This window comes from Flavobacterium sp. (assembly GCF_049240005.1).
In the GTDB taxonomy this organism is placed as follows: domain Bacteria; phylum Bacteroidota; class Bacteroidia; order Flavobacteriales; family Flavobacteriaceae; genus Flavobacterium.
The window spans coordinates 1-4,304 of the sequence record NZ_JBMLTK010000104.1 but is presented as its reverse complement, the minus strand read 5'-3'; the positions used below and the strand labels follow the sequence as shown (position 1 = coordinate 4,304).

4 protein-coding genes are annotated in these 4,304 nt (G+C 40.5%); all 4 read left to right on the top strand.

Going from position 1 to position 4,304, the window contains the following annotated elements; genetic code table 11:
• Window positions 1-339: 339 nt before the first annotated feature.
• Genes ACOVQQ_RS10895 through ACOVQQ_RS10880 form a run of 4 tightly spaced genes read left to right on the top strand, consistent with a single transcriptional unit; the run spans window position 340 to window position 4,254 of the window.
• On the top strand, window positions 340-1,185 hold the full coding sequence (locus tag ACOVQQ_RS10895; RefSeq protein WP_421818222.1) for an ABC transporter permease: 846 nt from the start codon (window positions 340-342) through the stop codon (window positions 1,183-1,185).
• Entirely contained in the window at window positions 1,182-2,489 is a 1,308-nt protein-coding gene (locus ACOVQQ_RS10890; RefSeq protein WP_421818221.1) for an ABC transporter ATP-binding protein, read from the top strand. The genes ACOVQQ_RS10895 and ACOVQQ_RS10890 overlap by 4 nt, the downstream gene beginning before the upstream one ends.
• A 2-nt stretch (window positions 2,490-2,491) precedes the next feature.
• Entirely contained in the window at window positions 2,492-3,343 is an 852-nt protein-coding gene (locus ACOVQQ_RS10885; RefSeq protein ID WP_421818220.1) for an FkbM family methyltransferase, read from the top strand.
• A complete protein-coding gene (locus tag ACOVQQ_RS10880; protein ID WP_421818219.1) occupies window positions 3,343-4,254 on the top strand; it encodes a hypothetical protein in 912 nt (303 codons plus the stop codon). The genes ACOVQQ_RS10885 and ACOVQQ_RS10880 overlap by 1 nt, the downstream gene beginning before the upstream one ends.
• The last annotated feature ends 50 nt before the right edge of the window (window positions 4,255-4,304 follow it).

Sequence of the window (4,304 nt, the reverse complement as noted above, 5' to 3'; positions counted from 1 at the left end):
AGAAATTTGGTTACTAAGACAAGGTTCTGATAAAGCAAAGAAGCGCGGTCGAAAGGCCGCGCTTTTTTTATGCACATTTTTCTGGAAAAGTTTTTAGATGACGTTGAAATTTGGGAACGATTTTCTGTGTGAGCGGGCGCAACGACATCCTTTTTGCCCTACGGAATTTCCAGTACTGTATTGGCAAAAAGATACAGTGGAGCACGCGACGGCGCCACAACTCTTCGGCGAAGCCACCACTGCGCCGGCACACCCAAATAAAGGCAAGAATCTATTTTTTAGTAGGGCAATCGCTCGATTCTTTTATCTTTGGTTCGAAAATAAGCACAGAAAAGTTTAATGCGATTTGAGAATCAGATAGGGCCACAAAGCAAGCTACTGTATTTTCCGTTAGCCGAAATATGGCGCTATCGGGATTTGTTAGTTTTGTTGGTACGCAGAGATGTGGTAACTGTTTATAAACAAACCATTTTGGGGCCGCTGTGGTATTTCATACAGCCCTTGTTTACATCGCTAATATTCACTTTGTTGTTCAATAATTTAGCGGGAATTGAAACGGGTTCGGTGCCTCCATTTTTATTTAACCTGGCAAGCATTACCGTTTGGAACTACTTTTCCACTTGTTTAACAACTACTTCGGATGTTTTCAAGACGAATGCCTCATTGTTTGGCAAAGTTTATTTTCCGAGAATCATAATGCCGTTGTCGATTGTGGTATCGAATTTATTTAAGTTCTTGCTTCAATTCGCAATTTTTGTAGGGTTTTACCTGTATTACATCGCGCAAGGAAGTTCAGTAAGTGTTAGTGTTTACGCGATTCTTTTACCTGTTGTTTTGTTGAACATGGCCTTGCTTTCGCTTGGATTGGGAATGTTTATTTCGGCTCTTGTTACCAAATACCGCGATTTAAGTTTTTTAATCAGTTTTGGTGTTCAGCTTTTAATGTATGTTTCCGCCGTTACCTTCCCGCTAGCGATGATACGCGAAAAACTCCCGAATTATGCGTGGATTGTTGATTACAATCCGCTGGCGTATATCATCGAGCACGCCCGTTATATGTTGCTGAGTACCGGAACTTTTTCTTGGATTAGCTTTTTAGGATGTACACTTTGTTCTTTGCTGGTTTTTATCTTCGGAAGTATAATTTTTAATGCTACAGAACGCAGCTTTATTGATACGGTATGATAGCAAGCGAAGTAATTTTGAAAGTAGAAAACCTATCCAAGCAATATCGTTTGGGTGAAGTAGGAACGGGTACGTTAAGTCACGATTTAAATCGCTGGTGGCATCGAGTTCGAGGTTTACCCGATCCGTACTTAAAAGTAGGCGAAGCTAACGACCGCAGTGCTAAAGGTAACAGTGCTTACGTTTGGGCGTTAAAAGACATAAATTTTGAAGTGCAACGAGGCGAAGTTGTAGGAATTATTGGTAAGAACGGCGCAGGGAAATCGACTTTGCTTAAAATTTTATCTAAAGTTACCGCACCTACCGCTGGAACAGTAAAGTATACAGGCAGAATCGCGTCTTTATTAGAAGTGGGAACCGGATTTCATCCCGAGTTGACCGGACGTGAAAACATATTTCTCAACGGCGCAATTCTGGGTATGACAAAAAAAGAAATCGCCTCCAAGCTCAACGACATCATCTCGTTTTCGGGTTGCGAGCGCTATATTGATACACCCGTTAAGCGGTACAGTTCAGGGATGACTGTGCGTTTAGCCTTTGCCGTAGCAGCTTTTTTGGAACCCGATATTCTGATCGTTGATGAAGTCTTAGCTGTTGGCGATGCCGAGTTCCAAAAGAAAGCACTGGGAAAAATGCAAGACATATCTCGTGGCGAAGGAAGAACTGTACTCTTTGTGAGCCACAATTTAACCGCGGTGCAAACCTTGTGTTCGCGTTCATTCTTACTAAAAAATGGCGAATTAATATACAGCGGAGCGACCGCCGATGTTATCAGCAAGTATTTGAGTGCCGATGCTGAGCAACTGGGAAGCATTAATCTACAGGATCGCCTAGCTTCATTAAACGACGAAACAGTTTCCATCAATCAAATACTAGTGCAAGTTTCCGAACAGGGAAATTTAGCTTTTGATACCATTGAACAGGTGGAAATTTTATTTGATGTAACCGTTAAACAAGCGTGTTCCGGTTTGCGAATTGGTTTCGATTTGTTAGAGGAAAAGTCGGCTACCGTTTTATTTCGAGGTTTTCATGACGACGATGCCACCGAACTATCGTACTTTCCAGAAGGCAATTACCGTTTCTCAGCGCGAATTCCCGAGAAGTTGCTAGCACCTGGTGCGTACAAAATTCAGCCCGCTATCGGAATTCATAATAATCGTTGGGTACTGCACGACGCCGATGTAGCCATACCGATTGAAATCATTAACATAAACGGTTTGAATCGCGCTTACGCAGATACACGTCCGGGTAGTATCATGCCCCGTCTTTTATGGAATTCAATTCGCTCTAATTCTAATTCCTAAAGATGATAAAAACACTACTTTTTTGGGTACGGAAGTTTAAAGCCGTTTTTCAAGTGGCCGAAGCTAAATTGGTTGCCATTCAAAAAAAGAATCAAATAAAGGAATGGAATATACTTTTTAAATCGACCGACTCGGTCATTTTCCCCTTATCGCCTACAATAAAGATCAAATTGTTTAAACAGTCGGCTATCTCAGAACTCATTTACAGAGGTTTTGAAGAGTCGGAAATTCAATTTTTGAAAGAAACGCTCACAGAAGGCGATTATTTCTTAGACATCGGAGCCAATATCGGGCTCTTTAGTTTATTCGCCGCCGAGAAAGTTGGGACAAGTGGAAAAGTTATTGCCTTTGAGCCTGCGCCTGATACGTTCCAAAAACTTACTGAGAATATACAAATCAACAACTTTACAAATGTAGAGTTACACAACTTAGGGGTATCCGATCAAGTTTCAAAAATTCCTTTTTTTGTTTCGCAAAATGGGTATGATGCATGGAATAGCTTCGGAAAACTCACCAATAAAAGCCAAACCATATCAACTGAGGTTGAAGTAAAGCCGCTCGACAGTCTTTTGCAAGAAACCGATATTTCGAAAATTAAGTTGGTGAAAATCGATGTTGAAGGCTGGGAAAAATTTGTGCTACAAGGCGGCGAGCATTTTTTTAAAACGCAGCAACCTATTGTAATGATGGAGTTTACCGAATCAACCTGCTTTGAAGTAGGTTATATGGTCCAGGAGTTGTATGATATTATGGAAACCTACGGTTATCGTTGGTACGAACTTAAAAATCAGCAGTTAATTCCACATAAAAAGCAGTTGCATTATCCTTATAATAACCTGATTGCCAAGAAGTAATGTCGAAAAAATTCCTATATCTGGTTCAAGGCAGGAAGGTAAATGTACTTAAATATCATTCCTTGCAAAATGAGGAAAGCGATTTAGTGGTTGCAACGTTTGACGAAGAAGTTTCAATGGACGAAATGGCCTTGTTTAAGTCGTTTTTTATTCCAAAAACTACTTGGGCTGAAGGAAGAAATATCCAATACGGGTTTGCAAAGTCTATTTCAAATTCTTACGAGTATTATATTTTTTTGGATGATGATGTGGTTTTCGAATCGGGTTCTTTTCCTGAATTTCAAGAATTATTGTTGAAGTACAAACCAGCAGTAGGTTTTCCGCTGATGGATGTAGCCTACAATCGAGGATTGTACGATAAGCGCGCAGAAGTTCAACACATCCAAGTGATTGATCAGCAATTTCAAGCCTATAGCGCATCAGCATTCAGTAATTCAATCACAATGCCTTTGGTAACCGATTTTGATTCCGAAAGTTGGTGGTACGCTTGTGAAATCAATTCATACCTGCTTTTTATGGAAAATGTCGGACACTTGGCGCAATTCAATCAAATGCGAGTAGCTAATGTGGGCCATGTTTGGAATGCCGAAGCTGCCCAAGCATACCAGTCCGACAGTATTTATCGCGGAGGCGTTACAGAAAATGGGCTAGAAAAAGTACGCGCATATATTCGTGCTAAGCATAAAAATATACAAGCATTCAAATATTCGCTGTTTCACCTAAAAGGAAAACCAAAGATTAGTAAGCAGCAGCTTGCCGCGAACAATTTCGAAACCCTTGTAAAATACCTGTTTTCCTTTCAATTAAAAAAAGCGTTGAAAGCCCTAAATTTGCAATTGCGTGCGAGAAGCCATCGGTATCCCAGCCACTTAATTGTCCGAAAAACTACTTTTAAATCGAAAAAGCTGTGAAGAAACTGCCTATTTCTGCAATTATTGCCTCACGAAACGAAGGACATCTT

Bases quoted from the DNA above. Each gene is read 5' to 3' on its own strand.
- ACOVQQ_RS10895 (WP_421818222.1), top strand. From the start codon at position 340: ATGCGATTTGAGAATCAGATAGGGCCACAAAGCAAGCTACTGTATTTT.
- ACOVQQ_RS10890 (WP_421818221.1), top strand. From the start codon at position 1,182: ATGATAGCAAGCGAAGTAATTTTGAAAGTAGAAAACCTATCCAAGCAA.
- ACOVQQ_RS10885 (WP_421818220.1), top strand. From the start codon at position 2,492: ATGATAAAAACACTACTTTTTTGGGTACGGAAGTTTAAAGCCGTTTTT.
- ACOVQQ_RS10880 (WP_421818219.1), top strand. From the start codon at position 3,343: ATGTCGAAAAAATTCCTATATCTGGTTCAAGGCAGGAAGGTAAATGTA.